Below are 16,761 nucleotides of genomic sequence, written 5' to 3'. Positions count from 1 at the left end.
CGAGGTCTACGTCTCCTGCCGCAGCGCCGCGAACTCGGCGGTCAACGCCGGCAGCGGGAAATGCGCGTTCAGACCACTGGGGTTCGGCAGCACCCACACCCGGGCTGGGCCCAGCCGATCCGGCTGCGGACCCAGCCCGGCACCGGGCCGGACAAAGGCGATCCGGTACGCGGTCACCCCGAGGATGGCCACCCACCGCGGCCGGTACCGCTCGGCCTTCACCGCCAACGCCGCCACCCCGGCCACCAGCTCCGCCGACGTCAGCTCGTCGGCGCGGGCGGTGGCCCGGTTGCTCAGGCTGGTGATCCCCAGACCCTGCCGCAGCAGCTCGCCGCGTTCCCACGGGTGCAGCTCACGGTCGGTGAAGCCGGAGCGGTGCAGGGCCGGCCAGAAGCGGCTGCCGCGCCGGGCGAAGTGCTCTCCCACCGCCGCGGAGTAGAGGCCGGGGTTGAAGCCACAGAACAGCACCCGCAGGCCGGGGCCGATCACGTCCACGAGACCCCGCCCGGCCGCCGCCGCCACCTCCTGCGGGGTCGGCCGCCGGAATTGCCCCGGCTCGCCCGTGTCCACCCCACCGATCCTGCCGTACGGCCCGCCGACCGGTCACGGCTTCCGGCGCGCCGGGGGCGGCCCGGGCGCACGCCGTCGATCACGGCTTGACACCCTCAACGGATGCAGGCAACCGACCACCTCGCCACCAGCCGCTACGCCCGGATGCGGTGGAACACCCCGTTGTCCGAGGAGCACGCGTCGCTGCTGCTGCGGCGCCTCGACGTGCGCCCCGGCTCGCGCGTGCTCGACCTCGGCTGTGGCTGGGGCGAGTTGCTGCTGCGGGCGGTCGCCGCGGGCGGTGTCGCCGGCCCGGTCGCGACGAGGGGCGTCGGCGTCGACACCGACGACGCGGCACTGGCCCGGGGGCGCAGGCTGGCCGCGGACCGGTCACTGAACCGGCACGTCGCGTTCGTGATGGGGGAAGCGGCGGCCTGGCACGAGCCGGCGGACCGGGTTCTGTGCCTCGGCTCGGCGCACGCCTTCGGCGGCACGGGCGCCGCCCTCGACGCGCTCGCCGCCGTGGTCCGGCCCGGTGGACGGCTGCTCTTCGGCGAGGGGTTCTGGGAGCGTCCCCCCAGCGTCGAGGCCGAGCGGATCTTCGGGACCGAGGTGACCGACCTGCCGGGCCTCATCGAGGCGGCACGCGAGCGGGGCTGGCGGGTCCTGCACCTGAGCACCGCCGACCAGCGGGAGTGGGACGACTTCGAGTCGACCTGGCTCGCGGGCCGCCAGGAGTGGCTGCTGACGTACCCGGAGGATCCCCGCGCGGCGGAGGTCCGCGCGGAACTCGACGACCGGCTGCGCCAGTACGTCACCGCCTACCGCGGAATCCTCGGCCTCGCCTACCTGGTCCTCGGTCGGTGACGGTCCGTCCTTGACCTCGGTGGCTACCGTACGCGTGGTGAGCGGTCGACCTCGCGATCCCCGGTCATCCCGCGACGCTCGCCTCGCCCTGCACTGGCGGATCCTCATCGTCTTCGCCGGCACCGTGCTGGTGTGGCTGTTCCTCTACCAGGGTCCTCTGCTCGGCCGTGACTACGACCGCCCGACCCACGTCGCCCGGGCCGTCCTGACGACGCTGCTCGTCGTACCCCTGGTGGTTGTCGCTCGCCGCCTGCTGGACCGGCGGCCCTGGACCGGCCTCGGTCTGCCCTCCCTGCGCACCGGCTGGCGGCACCTGTTGCTGGGCATGGCCTGCTGGCTCGTCCCCGCCGCCCTGGGATTCGCGCTGTGCCTCGGCTTCGGCTGGGTCGAGGTCAGTGTCCGCACCTCCCCGGCGGACGCCCTGCGCGTGGCGGCGCTGCTGGTCGTGCTCGTCTTCCTGTACGAGGCGCTGCCGGAGGAACTCGTCTTCCGCGGCTACCTGCACCGCAACCTCGCCACGCGGTTGCCGGCCTGGCAGGCGGTCATCGGGCAGGCCGTGCTGTTCACCCTGTTCGGGTTCCTCGTCGGCGCCGCCACCTCCGCCGACCGACTCCTCCTCTTCTTCGTCTTCGCGCTCCTCCTCGGTGGCTTCCGCGTCGCGACCGGTGACATCTGGGCGGGCATCGGCTTCCACCTGGCCTTCCAGACCGTCGCCCAGTTGTTCGGCGACGTGGGAGCCGTCTTCGACGTGGCCGGGGCTGACGTCCTGGGAGTCCTCGCCCTGGGCGCCCTACCGTTCTCGCTCGGCTGGCTCGCCATGAGTCGGCTGCACCGGGACCGCCTGAACTGGCGGGCCCTCACCCCGGACCACGTCGCCTAGGTGGCCGGGTTGCCGGGCGGGGTGCGCTGCAGGCGCATGACGTAGGAGATGGCAGCGATCCCGATCGTCTTCAGCACGGAGATGCCGACGACCGTCCAGTACTCCCGGGTGAACGCGCCGTCCCAGCCGGACACCGCCTCGTAGAGGACCGGCAGTACGGCGATCAGCAGGTCGGTGATGAGACCCTGCACGAAGGTACGGGCGGCCCGGTTACGGGCGTCGGCCTTCGCGGGCAGTGGGGTGGTGGGGGTGATGGTCATGGGGGTGCCTCCTCGGACTGTCCCGAGCCGATGCCCGATGCCGCCGCCGTTGGCTCTGTCCAGCGTTCCTCGACCGAGGAACGGACGGCCACCCGGCAGACGGGACAGGTCGGGCGAGCACGCCAAAAGGAACGAAAGGGCAAGGCGAGCTGACTGCTCCGGCGGGGCGCCGCTCGCGCGGATGCTCAGGATTCCGCCGGCACCCCGGGCTTCGAGTTGGCCGAACAACTGGGGCCAGTCCTGGATCGGAGGCATCACGACCCCGAGTCGTGACTTGACAAGCGACAGGCTCCAGAGTGGACGATTCAGGGTGCGGATTCTCGTGGTGGGTGGAAGTGGTCTCATCGGCGCCCACGTCGTGGACGTGCTGCGCGAGCGAGGTCATGCCGCGACGACGGTGGCGCGTACCGCCCACCCGGGTGTCGATCATTTGATCGATGTCGGGTCCGGGTCGGTCGACGATCTGCGGTCGCTGCTCGCCGGTCACGACGGCGTCGTGTACGCGACCCGCACGGACGAGCAGCGACCGCTGCGCAAGCCGATCTATCCGACGTTTCGCCGGGACAACGTCGAGCCGGTGGTGCGCCTGTTCACCGCCGCCCGGCTGGAAGGTCTCACGCGCGGTGTCGTCATGGGCTCGTATTACACCTATTTCGACCGGCTTTGTCCGCAGTGGCGACTCGCGGCCCGCCACACGTACATCCGATGCCGGGTGGAGCAGGCCCGGGAGGGGCGGGCGGCGGCCGGCCCGGATCTGCCGGTTGCGGTGCTCGAGTTGCCGTTCGTCTTCGGGCGGGCCGGCGACCGGCTACCGAACTGGTCCGGCCCGCTGGAGCGTTGGGCCCGGTCGCGTACACCCCTGGCAGTCCCGGCCGGCGGGACCGCCGCAGCCTCGGCGCGCAGCGTGGCCCAGGTCGCGGTGGATGCTCTCGAACAGGCCCGCGGTGACGACATTCCGGTCGCTGACGAGAACCTCACCTGGAACGACATGCTCGCGCGGATCGCCGAGGCGGTCGGCCGTCGTCGCCGGGTCAAGCTCCTGCCGGCCGGCGCGGTGAAGGCCTCCTTACGACTCGGCGGCGCGGTGCAGGCCCTGGGCCGCAAGGAGTCGGGCATCAACCCGGCTTATCTCGCCGACCTCCTGCTCGCCGACCTGTTCATCGAGCCGACGACCGGCCGATCACTGGACCCGGCGCTGCGCGAAACCTTCGCCGACACAGCGGACACGTAGCACGAGTCGCCGGCCCCTCAGCTGAGCTGTTGGGCCAGTCCGACGATGATGCCCTCGGGGCCGCGGACGTAGCAGAGCCGATAGCTGTCCTCGTACTGCGCCAGCTCCCCGACAAGCTCGGCACCGTGCGTGCGCAGACGGGCAACGACGTCCTCGATGTCGTCCACGGCGAACATGATGCGGCGAATGCCCAGCGTGTTCGCCGGTGCGTCCTTGGGCTCGGCGCTGATCGCCGTCGGCCGGTGGAACATCGCCAACTCGATTCGACCGTGGCCGTCCGGGGTCCGCAGCATCGCCACCTCCTGTCGGACTTCGTCGATACCGATGACACGCTCCACCCAACGTCCCTCGATCGGCGCCCTGCCCTCCAGCTCCATGCCCATTTCGACGAAGAACGAGATGGTGGCGTCGAGGTCGTCGACAACGATGAGGACGTTGTCCATCCGCTGGATCGTCATGCTGGGTCTCCTTGTGTGGTACGGCCACGGTGGCCCCCTCCGTCCCTGAGACGGAGCAGCCAGGCCGTTCTCGACATCCACTGCGGCATCTCTTCGGGAACCTCCCGACGCTGATCGCTCGCGCCAGGTCAATTGGTCTGAGGAGGCAGCTGCTTTGAAGGTTGAGCGGCCTCCGTACTGCCGAGGTCGGCGAAAAGCCTCTACCGGTGGTTCAACGATACGGTTGATGGAATGACTGTTGGAATCACCGAGGCCGTCCATGTCGTCGACGCTGTCAGCGTCATGGGGTTGCTCCCGGGCAGGCCGCGGCTGCTCGCCCTGGGCGAGCCCACCCACGGCGAGGAGACTCTGCTCGAGCTGCGAAACGATCTCTTCCGGCAACTCGTCGAGCAGGAGGGCTACCGGACGATCGCGATCGAGAGCGACTGCGTGCTGGGTCTGATCGTGGACGACCACGTCACCTCAGGCACCGGCGTCCTCGACGAGGTCATGGAGCGCGGCTTCAGCCACGAGTGGGGCGCGTTCGCGGGCAACCGCGAGCTGGTGCGCTGGATGCGCGCGTACAACGCTGACCGGCCCGCGTCCGAGCGGCTGCGCTTCGCCGGGTTCGACGGCCCGTTGGAGATCACCGCGGCCGCGAGCCCCCGGCAGTCCCTCACCGCACTCCACGCCTACCTCACCGCCCGGGTCGACGCCGACCTGCTCCCCTGCGCCGCCGAGACGCTCGACCGCCTGCTCGGCGCCGACGACCGGTGGACCAACCCCGCCGCGATGATGGACCCGTCCCAGTCCGTGGGTCAGACGCCCGACGCCAACCACCTGCGGCTGCTCGCCGACGACCTGGTGGCCCTGCTCGACGAGCAGACGCCACGCCTGATCGCGGCGTCCACACCGGACGAGTGGGACCGGGCACGCCTGTACGGGCGTACCGCCACCGGGCTGCTGCGCTACCACTGCTGGATGGCCGACACCTCACCGGGCCGCATGGCGCGGCTGCTCGGCGTGCGCGACTCCATGATGGCCGCCAACCTGCTCGCCCTCGCCGAACGCGGCCCGACGCTCGTGAACGCCCACAACGGCCACCTCCAGCGGGACAAGAGCACGATGCGGATGGGCGGCCAGCCGGTGCAGTGGTGGAGCGCCGGCGCGCTCGTCAGCGCCCACCTGGGCGAGGGGTACGCCGTCCTGGCCACGGCCCTCGGCACCATCCCCCACCAGGGAGTGGACGTTCCTGCATCGGACACCGTCGAGGGGCTGCTGTACGCGCTCCCGCAGCAGCAGTGCCTGGTCGATTCCCGCCGGCTGACCGCCGCGCTCACCGACGCGACGCCCGCCCCCCGCGTGTCCCCCTGGTACGGCTACGCCCCGCTGGACCCGGCGCACCTGGTCAACACGGACGGGGTCGTGTTCGTCAAGGACGCCCGACGGAGCTGAGACGCGGGCAGGGTGGTGTCCCGAGTGTGACGGTGAGGCCCTCATCGGCCGCCAGCACGACGCCGTCGAACTCGATCTCTGCGGCTGCCACTGACGCGGCACGGTCATTGCCGGGCCAGTGATCGGGGTGCTCGTGGGTGATGACAACGGCGTCCATCGCACCGTCTGGCCAGTGATCGTACGATCAGTGAACTACGCCGCCGACGACGGCAAGAGTGCTCGCCCGCAGGTCAGGGCACCTGCGGGCGTCACTTGGCGTTGAAGTAGCTGGCCTCCGGGTGGTGGACCACGATGGCGTCGGTGGCCTGCTCCGGCATCAGCTGGAACTCCTCGGACAGCTCCACACCGATCCGCTCCGACCCGAGCAGCTGCACGATCTTCGCCCGGTCCTCCAGGTCGGGGCAGGCCGGGTAGCCGAACGCGTACCGGCAGCCCCGGTAGTCGTTGCGCAGCAGGCCCGCCAGGTCCGCCGGGTCGTCGTCGGCGAGGGTGCGGCCGTCGGGCAGGGTCAGTTCGGCGCGGATGCGCCGGTGCCAGTACTCGGCGAGGGCCTCGGTGAGCTGCACCGAGAGGCCGTGGACCTCCAGGTAGTCGCGGTACTCGTTGCGGGCGAAGAGCTTCGCCGCGTACTCGCTGACCGGCTGGCCGACGGTGACCAGCTGCAACGCGACCACGTCGAGCTGGTCGCCCTTGGGCCGGAAGAAGTCCGCGAGGCAGAGCCGCCGTTCCTGCCGCTGCCGGGGGAAGGAGAACCGGGCCCGCTCGGCGTGGCCGTTCTCGTCGAGCACCACCAGGTCGTTGCCCTCGGAGTACGCGGGGAAGTAGCCGTACACGACGGCCGCCTCCAGCACCTGGTCGGCGATCAGCCGGTCCAGCCAGTAGCGCAGCCGCGGCCGACCCTCGGTCTCGACAAGCTCCTCATAGGACGGCCCGCTGCCGCCCCGGGCGCCGTTCAACCCCCACTGCCCGCGGAAGGTGGCCCGCTCGTCGAGCAGCGCCGCGTAGTCGGCCATCGGCACACCCTTGACCACCCGGGTGCCGAGGAACGGCGGGGTGGGTACCGCCACGTCGGCGGCCACATCGGAGCGGACCGATGAGTCGTGCAGCTCCGGCAGCGACTCGCTGACCATGGACCGTTGCCGTTCCCGGCGGGCCCGCCGGGCCGCCAGGGCCGCCTCCCGCTCCGGGTCGATCACCGGCGCGCCGCCGCGCTTGGCGGTCATCACCTTGTCCATCAGGGACAGCCCCTCGAACGCGTCCCGCGCGTAGTGCACCTGCCCGGGGAACGTCGACCGCAGGTCGTCCTCGACGTACGCCCGGGTGAGCGCCGCCCCACCCAGTAGCACGGGCCACCGCTCGGCGACCCCGCGGGTGGCCATCTCGGCCAGGTTCTCCTTCATGATCACGGTGCTCTTCACGAGCAGCCCGGACATGCCGATGGCGTCGGCGCGGTGCTGCTCGGCGGCGTCGAGGATGGCGCTGATCGGCTGCTTGATGCCGATGTTCACCACCTCGTAGCCGTTGTTGGACAGGATGATGTCGACCAGGTTCTTGCCGATGTCGTGCACGTCGCCGCGGACCGTCGCCAGCACGATCCGGCCCTTGCCGCCGTCCTCGGTGGTCTCCATGTGCGGCTCCAGGTAGGCCACCGCGGTCTTCATCACCTCGGCGGACTGGAGCACGAACGGCAGCTGCATCTGCCCGGACCCGAACAGCTCACCGACCACCTTCATGCCGTCCAGCAGGATGTCGTTGATGATCGACAGCGGGGACCGGCCGCCGGCCATGGCGGCGTCCAGGTCGGCCTCCAGGCCGTTGCGCTCACCGTCGATGATCCGCCGCTTGAGCCGCTCGTCCAGCGGCAGCGCGGCCAGCTCCTGCGCCCGGCTGGCCCGGGCGCTGGTCACGTCGACCCCCTCGAAGAGTTCGAGGAAGCGCTGCACCGGGTCGTACCCCTCGTGGCGCCGGTCGTAGACCAGGTCCAACGCGACCTCGCGCTGCTCCGCGGGGATCTTCGACATCGGCAGGATCTTGCTGGCGTGCACGATGGCCGAGGTCAGCCCGGCCTGCACGCACTCGTGCAGGAACACCGAGTTGAGCACCTGCCGGGCCGCCGGGTTGAGGCCGAAGGAGATGTTCGAGATGCCCAGGGTGAAGTTGACCCCCGGGTAGCGGTTGGAGATCTCCCGGATCGCCTCGATCGTCTCGATGCCGTCGCGGCGGGTCTCCTCCTGCCCGGTGGCGATCGGGAAGGTCAGCGCGTCGATGAGGATGTCGGCGCGGTCCATCCCCCAGCGGCCGGTCAGATCGTCGATCAGCCGCGCCGCGACCCGTACCTTCCACTCCCGGGTACGCGCCTGCCCCTCCTCGTCGATGAGCAGCGCCACCACCGCCGCGCCGTGCTCCCGCACGACCGGCATCACCCGCGCGTACCGGGACTCGGGGCCGTCGCCGTCCTCGAAGTTCACCGAGTTGACCACGCACCGGCCGCCGAGCATCTCCAGCCCGGCCTCCACCACGGCCGGCTCGGTGGAGTCCAGCATGATCGGAAGCGTCGACGCGGTGGCGAACCGGCCGGCCAGCTCCCGCATGTCCTGGGTGCCGTCGCGGCCGACGTAGTCCACGCAGAGGTCGAGCAGGTGCGAGCCGTCGCGCGCCTGACTGCGGGCGATCTCCACGCAGGCCCGCCAGTCCCCGGCCAGCATCGCCTCCCGGAACGCCTTGGAACCGTTGGCGTTGGTCCGCTCCCCCACCATCAGCACCGAGGCGTCCTGGGCGAACGGCACCGGGTGGTACACCGACGAGACGCCCGCCTCGTGCCGCGGCTCCCGGACCGCGGCGGTGACGCCGTGCAGCCGCTCGGCCAGCACCCGGATGTGCTCGGGCGTGGTGCCGCAACAGCCGCCGACCAGCGACACGCCGTACTCGGTGATGAACCGCTCCAGGGCGTCGGCCAGCTCCACGGGAGTGAGCGGGAAGTACGCACCGTCGGCGGTCAGCACCGGCAGGCCGGCGTTCGGCATCACCGACAGGGGGATGCGGGAGTGCTGCGACAGGTACCGCAGGTGCTCGCTCATCTCCGCCGGGCCGGTGGAGCAGTTCAGCCCGATCAGGTCCACGCCGAGCGGCTCGATGGCGGCGAGGGCCGCCCCGATCTCGCTGCCCACCAGCATCGTGCCGGTGGTCTCCACGGCCACGTGGCAGATGATCGGCACCGGCTGGCCCAGCTCCGCCATCGCCCGCTTCGACCCGACCACCGCCGCCTTGACCTGGAGCAGGTCCTGGCAGGTCTCGATGATCAGCGCGTCGGCACCGCCGGCGATCAGCCCGGCGGCGTTCTCCTGGTACGCGTCGCGCAGCGTGGCGTAATCGGCGTGCCCGAGGGTGGGCAGCTTGGTGCCCGGCCCGATCGAGCCGAGGACGAACCGGGGCCGCTCCGTGGTGCTGGCCGCGTCGGCGGCCTCCCGGGCGATCCGGGCACCCGCCTCGGACAACTCCCGAATGCGGTGCGGGATGTCGTACTCGCCGAGGTTGGCCAGGTTGGCGCCGAACGTGTTGGTCTCCACGCAGTCCGCGCCGGCGGCCAGGTACGCGTCGTGCACCCCGCGCACCACGTCCGGCCGGGTGACGTTGAGGATCTCGTTGCAGCCCTCCAGCCCGTCGAAGTCGTCGAGCGTGAGGTCCGCGGCCTGCAGCATCGTGCCCATCGCCCCGTCGGCGATGAGGATCCGATCGGCCAGCACATCCATCAACGAAGTCCGCACCCGTTCAGGTTAGTGCGGCGCCCAGCGCGCCCCACCGCCGTCCGCGCCCGATCCCATATTGTGTCAGCGGGATCACGTCGTCCGGTTCGTCGCCGTATGCCCGGTCGTCGGTCCGGCCGACCGGCGCGGCCGACGGGCCGCGCCCCCGCCCGGGACGTAGGCTGACGGACGTGAAGGACAACAGGGACGCCGCCGTGCCCCACGGCCCGACGACCGGGCACGGCCCCGGCGTCGGCCGCGACGAGCAGGGTGGGGTGACGGCGTGACCGAGTTCGACGGACTGCCGGTGCTGCGGTCCCCGGTGGCCATCGCCGCGTTCGAGGGCTGGAACGACGCCGCCGACGCGTCCACCGCCGCGGTCGAGCACCTGGAGCAGGTCTGGAACGCCCGGCAGGTCACCGAGCTGGACCCGGAGGACTTCTACGACTTCCAGGTCAGCCGACCGACCATCACCATGGCCGACGGAGAGACCCGTCGGGTGGAGTGGCCGACGACGCGGTTCATGGTGGCCAGCCCGGAGGGCACCGAGCGGGACGTGGTGCTGATCCGGGGCATCGAGCCGAGCATGCGCTGGCGGACGTTCTGCGAGCAGGTGCTGGAGATCTGCCACAGCCTCGAGGTGGAGCGGGTGGTGCTCCTGGGCGCGTTGCTCGCCGACGTGCCGTACACCCGGCCGCTGCCGATCAGCGGCAGCGCCTCCGACGCGCAGGCCGCCGAGCGCTACCAGCTCACCCCCACCCGCTACGACGGGCCGACCGGCATCGTCGGAGTGCTGCACGACGCGTGCACCCGCGCCGAGGTGGACGCCGTCTCGTTCTGGGTGCACGTGCCGCACTACGCCAACAACCCGCCCTGCCCCAAGGCCACCCTGGCCCTGCTGCACCGGGTCGAGGAGATCGTCGACCTGCCGGTCCCGATGGCCGACCTGGCCGAGGAGTCCGCCGAGTGGGAGCAGCGCGTGCGCAGCGCCGCCGAGCAGGACGCCGAGCTCGGCGAGTACGTCCGCGAGCTGGAGGAGCGGGTCGGCGACGAGGGGATCACCCCGTTGACCGGTGACGAGATCGCTCAGGAGTTCGAGAAGTACCTGCGGCGCCGGGGCGGTTCGGCTGGCCCCACCGCCGGCTCCTGGTAGCGCCTCTCCCCCGTTCTACGGCGGGCCCCGGACCTTCGTGGTTCGGGGCCCGTTTTCGCGTGTCCGGGGTGGCGCCGTCACACCCTCTACGGCATCCTAGGAACCTAGCTGTGATCAAGGAGGCGGGTATGCAGATCAATCCCGGGGCCGCCGAGTTCCCGCACCGGCAGATCGCGGCGCAGCTCAAGGCCCAGGTCCGCCGCGGCGACTGGGCGCCGGGCGAGCGTCTGCCGTCCATCCCGGCCATCGCCGAGATGTTCGGCGTTGCCAAGCAGACCGTGCAACGCGCCGTCGACCAGCTGCGGGTCGAAGGCATCCTGATCACCAAGCCCGGTTCCGGTACGTACGTCCGGGGCACCCGCCGCCGGCTCAACCGGCTCTCCCGCGGCCGGTACGGCGGCTTCCGCGGCTACCACACCGACCTGGCCGCCCGGTACCGCCAGCAGCTCGTCTCGGTCGGCCATGCTCCCGCCCCGGCCGAGGTCGCCGACGCGTTCGGGGTGCCCGACGGCACCGACCTGCTCTGCCGCCGGCACCTGGTACGCACCGACGACTCCCCCGTCGAGGTCGGCGCCTCCTGGTTCCTGCCCGCCGACACCGCCGGCACCTCCCTGGAGCGCGCCGAGGCGTTCGGCCGGCCGCTCTACCAGGAGGCGGAGGAGGCCACCGGGCGGCGGTACGTCTCGGCCACTGACACGATCAGCGCCCGCCAGCCCAGCCGGGAGGAGGCGGAGACCCTCCAGATCCGGCCGGACACCCCGGTGCTGCACCTGCTGCACGTCGCGTACGACAGCCACCGCAAGCCGATCGAGGTCGCCCAGGCCACCTGGCCCGGCCCGATGACGACCCTCACCGAGGAGTACAAGATCCCCGCCCCGACCCCGGACCCGGAACCCGACCCCGGCCTGGTCCTGGGCTGACCCGCCGGACCGCCCAGACCGCCCGGCCCGCCCAGCCCCGGACCGGCCCGCCCGTTGATCATGGAGTTATTGCCACCTATCGCGGCGTGTCGACACAATAACTTCATGATCAACAGCGTCGGGGCGGGGGCCAGGGGCCGGGGAGCCCGGTGGGGTTAGAGGCGGATGCCTAGGAGGGCGTCTACCGTTTTCGTGAAGAGGGCAGGCGCGTCGGCGTCGTCAGTGGTGCCCGACAGGGTTGCGTCGGCCCAGCGGTCGGCCACCGCCAGGGCGCCGGGTGTGTCGAGGTCGTCGGCGAGGCGCTCGCGTACCCCGGCCAGCAGCTCGGCCCCGGACGGCCCGGCGGGCGCGGCGGCGGCCCGCCGCCAGCGGCCCAGCCGCTCCTGCGCGGCATCCAGCAGCTCGTCGGTCCAGGTGCGGTCGCTGCGGTAGTGCCCGGACAGGAGCGCCAGCCGGATCGCCATCGGGTCGACCTTGTCAGCGCGCAGCCGCGAGACGAAGACCAGGTTGCCGCGGGACTTGGACATCTTCTCGCCGTCCAGGCCGATCATCCCGGCGTGCACGTAGTGCTGCGCGAACGGCGCCTGGCCGGTCAGCCGCTCGGCGTGCGCGGCGGACGCCTCGTGGTGCGGGAACAGCAGGTCGTTGCCGCCGCCCTGCACGTCGATCCGGTCACCGAGCAGGTTCAGCGCGATCACCGCGCACTCGATGTGCCAACCCGGGCGGCCCTCACCCAACTCTCCGCCCGGCCAGGACGGCTCACCCTCGCGGGCGCCGCGCCACAGCAGCGGGTCCAGTGGGTCGCGCTTGCCGGCGCGGTCCGGGTCCCCACCGCGCTCCGGGAAGATCTCCAGCATCTGCTCGCGGGTCAGGTTCGACTCGTAGCCGAACCGCGGCGAGGCGGAGACGTCGAAGTAGACGTCGCCGGTGCCGTCGTCGAGCCGGTACGCGGCCCCGTCCTTGAGCAGCACCTCGACCTTGTCGGCGATGTCCGGGATCGACTCGACGGCGCCCACGTAGTGCTCCGGCGGGATGATCCGCAGCGCCTCCATGTCCTCGCGGAACAGCGCCGTCTCGCGCATCGCCAGGACCACCCAGTCCTCACCGTCGCGGGCGGCCCGCTCCAGCAGCGGGTCGTCGATGTCGGTGACGTTCTGCACGTAGCGCACCGGACGGCCGGCGTCGCGCCACATCCGCTGCACCAGGTCGAAGGTGATCATGGTGGCGGCGTGGCCGAGGTGGGTGGCGTCGTACGGGGTGATGCCGCAGACGTACATGCTTCCCGCGTCGACCGGCTCACTCGGGTGGACGCCCTGCCGCGCCGAGTCGTACAACGCCAACGGCTCGCCCCTGCCCGGCAGCCGTGGCACCTCGTGTCCCGCCCAAGACTCCATGGCCTCAGCCTAGCCAGCCCCACAGCCGGCCCGGGCCGCCCCACGGGTGATCAAGATGACAGCGGATCACATGGGCGGCCAGGGCACCGCCGGCCAGTCCTCGGACGGCTGCGGGAACCGGCCGGTCTGCCGCAGCCGGTCGATGCGGGCGGCCAGCTCGGCGATCTCGCTGATGGTCAGGTGGTCGGCCAGCTCCGCGCCGAGCGGCCCGGCGACCTGGCCGGCGAGCCCGTCGAGCATCTCCACGGCGTCCGGCGGCAGTTGCTTCCCCGCCCAGCCCCAGAGCACCGTACGCAGCTTGTCCTCGACGTGGAAGCTCACCCCGTGGTCCACGCCGTAGATCCGGTCGTCGTCACCGACCAGCACGTGGCCGCCCTTACGGTCCGCGTTGTTGATCACCGCGTCGAGCACCGCGAGCCGGGCCAGCCGCGGGTCGTCGGCGTGTGCCAGCGCGTACGCGGCACCGTCGTCGTCACGCGCCGCGGCGATCGGGAACCAGCGCGGCGGCAGCTCCTCGGCGGGCACGAACCCCACCAGTGGCTCGGCGTCCTCCGGCTCGTCGATCCAGAGCTGGCAGGAGCCCGGGCCGAACGGGCCGTCCCGCAGCACCGTGGGCGGCACCAGATCCCAACCGGTGGCCCGGGACACCAGGTACGCCGACACCTCCCGGCCCGCAAGGGTGCCGTCCGGGAAGTCCCAGAGGGGGCGCTCACCCCGGACCGGCTTGTAGACGCAGCGGGCCGAGAGGTCGTCCAGCGTCAGAATGCCGCGCAGGGTGGTGTTCGACGCGTCGACCAGCCGCCCCTCCAGGTCGAGTGCGCCGTCACGCAACAGCCGCAGCGCGGCGTCGCCGTCCTGGCGAGGCTGGAGGCCGGACGACGTCACCGGTGGTAACCGTTGTGCCGCGGGCAGAGGTGCCCGGCGGGGTCCAACGGCTGGCCGCACAGCGGGCACGGCGGCCGGCCCGCGTTCACCACGCGCCGGGCCCGCTCGATGAACTGGCGGGTCGCCTGCGGGGTGAGCCGGACCCGGAGCCGGTCCAGGTCCTCGTCCGGCTCGTCGTCCTCGTCGTCGTCCTCGTCCTCGTCGTCCTCGTCGCCCAGCTCGACCTCGACTTCGACCTCGCCGGCGGCGATCGCCTCGATCACCACGGTCGCGGTGTCCACGTCGAAGGCCAGCCCGAGGGTCCCGACCCGGAACTCCTCGTCGACCGGAGTGTCCAGCGGCTCGTTGTCGCCCACCGACGCCGGGGCCTCGGGCAGGTCCACGCCGAAGCGGCGCTGCGCCTCGGTGAGCAGCTCCTCAAGCTTCTCGGCGAGCAGGGACACCTGGACCTTCTCCAGCGCGACGCTGACCAGCCGGCCGCCGCCGCGAGCCTGCAGGAAGAACGTGCGCTCCCCCGGCGGGCCGACGGTCCCGGCGACGAACCGCTCCGGCGGTTCGAAGGCGTGCACCTGGTGGGTCATACCCACGACCCTATCCGGCCCACCGTGCCATCGCGCACCCCACCGACCCGAATCGCCCCGGTGGCGGCGCGCCCGGCGTACCGGCGCCTGCGCCCGGGCGTGGCGGCCCCTCGGCCGCCCGCCGACGCCGTCGTCAGCCGGCGAGCGTCGACGCGGTCAGCGGGCGGAGGCGTCGCGGCGGTCATCGTGACGCCCCCGCCCCACCGCCGACGGCCGCGTCCGAGTCACCCGCGCGGGTCGCCCGCCGGCGCCGCTTACGCGGCGGCGGCACTAGGGCGGCGAGATCACCGCCGGTGTCGTTGAGCCGGACCAGGAACGGCCGCAGCGGCGTGAACCGGATCGCCGTCACCGACGCCGGGTCGGCCACGAGCCGCTGAAAAAGATCCAGGTGTACGCCGAGCGCGTCCGCCACGATGGCCTTGATCACATCACCGTGGCTGCACGCCAGCCAGACCGCCTCAGGCCCGTGCTCGGCGCTCACCCGGGCGTCCCACGAACGCACCGCCGCCACCGCGCGCGCCGCCATCGCGGCCATCGCCTCCCCGTCCGGGAAGACCGCGGCGCTCGGGTGCTGCTGGACCACCGGCCAGAGCGGCTCTTTGGCGAGCTTCTTCAGCGGCTGCCCCTCCCAGCTGCCGTAGTCGCACTCGATCAGCCCCTCCTCGACCACCGGAGTGGCCTGCGGAAGCGCCAGCTCCAGGGTCTGCCGGCAGCGGATCAGCGGACTCGTCACCACCGCCGCGAGCGGCACCTGCCGCAACCGCTCGCCCACCGCGGTCGCCTGGGCCCGGCCCGTCTCGTCCAGTTCGACGGGCTGCCGGCCGGCCAGCCCACCGTCCGCGTTCGCGGTGGTCCGGCCGTGTCGCAGAAGCAGAAGGGTTGCCACGCTGACCACCCTAGGGCCTGGTCCCGTGCTCCGGATCGGCGGCGGGCTGTCCCGGGGGCAGCCTGTCGGTGCGGCTTCGTTCTGTGTGTCGGGTTCGGGGTTTGTGCCGGGGTTCGGGTTGTGTCGGGTTCGATTTCGAACCGGGATCGGTTTTGGCCGGGCTCGGGTTTTGTGCCGGGGTCGGTATGGGACGGGCTCGGTTTGTGCCGGGCTCGTGCGGGGTGGGGCCCGCCGTGCCCGGCTCCGGGCGGTCAGGCTTGATCCCTGCGCCGGGCACGGCGGGCCCCACCCCGTCGGGGTCGCCGTCCGTCGTGATCCGTGCGCTGCGTCCGGCAAGCCCACCCTCGGTCGGGGTACCGCCCGACGTGATCTACGGGCAGGGCTCGGCGGGCCCGGCGGGACGTCCCGTCCCGAGTTGTCCGTGCTCGGTGCCCGCGCTGTCCCGAATGTCCGTCCCGATCCCTGCGCCCGGTCGTCCTACGAGCTCCATCCGGCGGGCGACCGTCATCCGTCCCTGGCCCCTGCGCTGCCACACCCGCTGTGGCGGCGGTTGTTGTTGTTGGCGATATACCTGTGAGTCATAGATATGCCTGTGAGGTATGGCGCTCACCATCAACCTCGCCCCGCCCCGCCCGGGCTGGTCGACTCCGGTGTCGGCGATGTCGCGGGGTCCCGGTGGCGGGGATGCCCCCGATGTCAGGGATACGGAGTCGATCAGCCCCTGATCGGCCGGTCTGACGCCCGTAGACCCGGTGTTCTGGCACCGGATGTCCGGTATTGGGGTCTCTGGTGTGTGGCCGGCTGCACTCGTGGGGTGGAATCGGGGCGGGCCGGGGGTCGTTACATACCCTGACGATCGCAGGACCACGGCCCACCACCCCCGGGCCCGCCCGGGATGGAATGCCGGCCAGGCCGCGGTCGTTACAGACCCCCCGAACGACCGCACCAGCACCCTCCACGAGGGTGGCAATGGATGAGCCGAACCCGGAATGACCTCGGCCTAGCGGTCGTTACACAGGGACCCGGCGCTACGAGGCCCCCGCCCGTAGGTCGCCGGACCCCCGGCGCCACAAGCCCCGCGCTTGGATGGCCGCCGACCCCCGAAGACTTTCCCCCGTTGTGAGAGCGCCGGACGAGGTGCTTGCACCCTGCGTGCCGTTCCCCCGAACGGCCCGGTGGGTGTCTACCCCCTGAAGGAGCCCCCGATGAACACGATCCTTCGTAAGAGCGTGCTGTCTGTTGCTGGTCTGGCGTTCGCCGGTGGTGTGTTCGCCGGTCCGATCGCCGCCCACGCCGCCCCGGTTGAGGGCAAGCCCGCCGCCGTCGCGGTGACCAAGGCGCAGGGTGCGCAGTCGCACATCGACCTCAACGACGAGCAGACCGCCAACGTCAAGGCGATCATCGCCGCCACGAAGAAGGCCGGCCTGCCGAAGCGGGCCGCGGTCATCTCGATCGCGACGAGCCTGCAGGAGTCGAAGCTGGAGAACCTGGGCCACCTCGGCGACCGCAACGACCACGAC

14 protein-coding genes and 1 pseudogene are annotated in these 16,761 nt (G+C 71.8%); 7 read left to right on the top strand and 8 right to left on the bottom strand.

All coding sequences use genetic code 11. From position 1 onward, the window contains the following. Window positions 1-6: 6 nt before the first annotated feature. A complete protein-coding gene (gene mug, locus AB0K07_RS25860) occupies window positions 7-570 on the bottom strand; it encodes a G/U mismatch-specific DNA glycosylase (RefSeq protein WP_363758471.1) in 564 nt (187 codons plus the stop codon). 102 nt (window positions 571-672) lie between these two features. Here mug and AB0K07_RS25855 point away from each other — a divergent pair, with 102 nt between their 5' ends. Further along, the gene (locus AB0K07_RS25855) at window positions 673-1,416 is read left to right on the top strand and encodes a methyltransferase domain-containing protein (RefSeq protein ID WP_363758468.1); all 744 of its coding nucleotides are present in this window, start codon (window positions 673-675) and stop codon (window positions 1,414-1,416) included. A 37-nt stretch (window positions 1,417-1,453) separates the two neighbouring features. After that, on the top strand, window positions 1,454-2,296 hold the full coding sequence (locus AB0K07_RS25850) for a CPBP family intramembrane glutamic endopeptidase (RefSeq protein WP_363758465.1): 843 nt from the start codon (window positions 1,454-1,456) through the stop codon (window positions 2,294-2,296). On the opposite strand, the gene AB0K07_RS25845 is transcribed toward AB0K07_RS25850, so the two are convergent. Then, window positions 2,293-2,556, bottom strand: coding sequence for a hypothetical protein (locus AB0K07_RS25845; RefSeq protein WP_363758462.1), 264 nt, complete (start codon window positions 2,554-2,556; stop codon window positions 2,293-2,295). The genes AB0K07_RS25850 and AB0K07_RS25845 overlap by 4 nt on opposite strands. Window positions 2,557-2,866: 310 nt before the next feature. Here AB0K07_RS25845 and AB0K07_RS25840 point away from each other — a divergent pair, with 310 nt between their 5' ends. Continuing rightward, window positions 2,867-3,787 (top strand): NAD(P)H-binding protein, encoded by a 921-nt coding sequence (locus AB0K07_RS25840; RefSeq protein ID WP_363758459.1) that lies wholly within the window; start codon window positions 2,867-2,869, stop codon window positions 3,785-3,787. A 17-nt stretch (window positions 3,788-3,804) separates the two neighbouring features. Here AB0K07_RS25840 and AB0K07_RS25835 read toward each other — a convergent pair whose 3' ends face one another. Further along, window positions 3,805-4,245, bottom strand: coding sequence for a VOC family protein (locus AB0K07_RS25835; RefSeq protein ID WP_363758456.1), 441 nt, complete (start codon window positions 4,243-4,245; stop codon window positions 3,805-3,807). 231 nt (window positions 4,246-4,476) lie between these two features. Between AB0K07_RS25835 and AB0K07_RS25830 the strand changes: the two genes are divergently transcribed. Further along, on the top strand, window positions 4,477-5,679 hold the full coding sequence (locus AB0K07_RS25830) for an erythromycin esterase family protein (RefSeq protein ID WP_363758453.1): 1,203 nt from the start codon (window positions 4,477-4,479) through the stop codon (window positions 5,677-5,679). Between the two features lie 248 nt (window positions 5,680-5,927). Here AB0K07_RS25830 and metH read toward each other — a convergent pair whose 3' ends face one another. After that, window positions 5,928-9,443: a methionine synthase gene (gene metH, locus AB0K07_RS25825; protein ID WP_363758450.1), complete on the bottom strand. Its 3,516-nt coding sequence runs from the start codon at window positions 9,441-9,443 to the stop codon at window positions 5,928-5,930. Window positions 9,444-9,705: 262 nt separating this feature from the next. Here metH and AB0K07_RS25820 point away from each other — a divergent pair, with 262 nt between their 5' ends. Next, complete coding sequence (locus AB0K07_RS25820; protein WP_363758447.1) at window positions 9,706-10,575, top strand: PAC2 family protein; 870 nt, start codon at window positions 9,706-9,708, stop codon at window positions 10,573-10,575. Between the two features lie 128 nt (window positions 10,576-10,703). After that, window positions 10,704-11,495 carry a GntR family transcriptional regulator gene (locus AB0K07_RS25815; RefSeq protein WP_363758444.1) on the top strand — a complete coding sequence of 264 codons (792 nt, stop codon included), beginning with the start codon at window positions 10,704-10,706 and terminating at the stop codon, window positions 11,493-11,495. A gap of 155 nt (window positions 11,496-11,650) precedes the next feature. On the opposite strand, the gene mshC is transcribed toward AB0K07_RS25815, so the two are convergent. From mshC to AB0K07_RS25795, 4 genes are all read right to left on the bottom strand, one after another. Further along, complete coding sequence (gene mshC, locus AB0K07_RS25810) at window positions 11,651-12,889, bottom strand: cysteine--1-D-myo-inosityl 2-amino-2-deoxy-alpha-D-glucopyranoside ligase (protein ID WP_363758441.1); 1,239 nt, start codon at window positions 12,887-12,889, stop codon at window positions 11,651-11,653. Between the two features lie 66 nt (window positions 12,890-12,955). Next, complete coding sequence (locus tag AB0K07_RS25805; RefSeq protein WP_363758438.1) at window positions 12,956-13,774, bottom strand: SCO1664 family protein; 819 nt, start codon at window positions 13,772-13,774, stop codon at window positions 12,956-12,958. Then, window positions 13,771-14,355, bottom strand: a complete 585-nt coding sequence (locus tag AB0K07_RS25800) for a DUF3090 domain-containing protein (RefSeq protein WP_363758435.1) — start codon at window positions 14,353-14,355, stop codon at window positions 13,771-13,773. The genes AB0K07_RS25805 and AB0K07_RS25800 overlap by 4 nt, the downstream gene beginning before the upstream one ends. A gap of 181 nt (window positions 14,356-14,536) precedes the next feature. Beyond that, window positions 14,537-15,250: an MSMEG_4193 family putative phosphomutase gene (locus AB0K07_RS25795; RefSeq protein WP_363758433.1), complete on the bottom strand. Its 714-nt coding sequence runs from the start codon at window positions 15,248-15,250 to the stop codon at window positions 14,537-14,539. Between the two features lie 1,196 nt (window positions 15,251-16,446). Here AB0K07_RS25795 and AB0K07_RS25790 point away from each other — a divergent pair. Then, window positions 16,447-16,761, top strand: a pseudogene (locus AB0K07_RS25790) (hypothetical protein); the annotation flags it as partial.

Source organism: Micromonospora sp. NPDC049301 (assembly GCF_040678715.1).
In the GTDB taxonomy this organism is placed as follows: domain Bacteria; phylum Actinomycetota; class Actinomycetes; order Mycobacteriales; family Micromonosporaceae; genus Micromonospora.
The sequence above is the reverse complement of the archived record's forward strand: the minus strand, read 5'-3'. Positions and strand labels throughout refer to the sequence as shown.